The 423-nt window shown below is 64.1% G+C and carries 1 protein-coding gene; it reads left to right on the top strand.

The window, feature by feature from the left end; translation table 11 throughout:
• Window positions 1-87 precede the first annotated feature (87 nt).
• Window positions 88-423: AEC family transporter (locus tag GR197_RS31515; RefSeq protein ID WP_204330520.1), on the top strand; the 336-nt coding region annotated here is incomplete at its 3' end.

The following is a 423-nucleotide window of genomic DNA, read 5'->3' as shown; positions in this document are numbered from 1 at the left end:
GGTTAGGATCGGCCCGGCACATCACCCGCGAAATCTTGCACACACAACTGCATCCGGACGTCCCATCTACATAGGCGGAGCGCCATCATGCACATCGCAAGTCTGATATTGCCGATCTTCGCGATCATCCTGACGGGCTGGGTGGCCCGCATATCGGGCTATCTGCCGCACACGGTCGCGGGGCCGCTGATGCAGTTCGCCTACTACGTCGCGATGCCGGCGCTCGTCTTCCTGACCGTCGCCAAAGAGCCGCTCGAATCGCTGCTGGAGTGGCGCTTCCTCGCCGCGTTCGGCGCGGGCTCGCTGATCTGCTTCGCCGCCGCGCTCGTCGTCGCACGCATCGTGTTGCACGCGAGCCTCGGCAAAAGCGCCATGCTCGGCGCAATCGTTTCAATGACCAACACGGGCTTCGTCGCGCTGCCC

Source organism: Rhizobium phaseoli, assembly GCF_010668805.1.
Taxonomy (GTDB): Bacteria; Pseudomonadota; Alphaproteobacteria; order Rhizobiales; family Rhizobiaceae; genus Rhizobium; species Rhizobium phaseoli_A.
The sequence above is the reverse complement of the archived record's forward strand: the minus strand, read 5'-3'. Positions and strand labels throughout refer to the sequence as shown.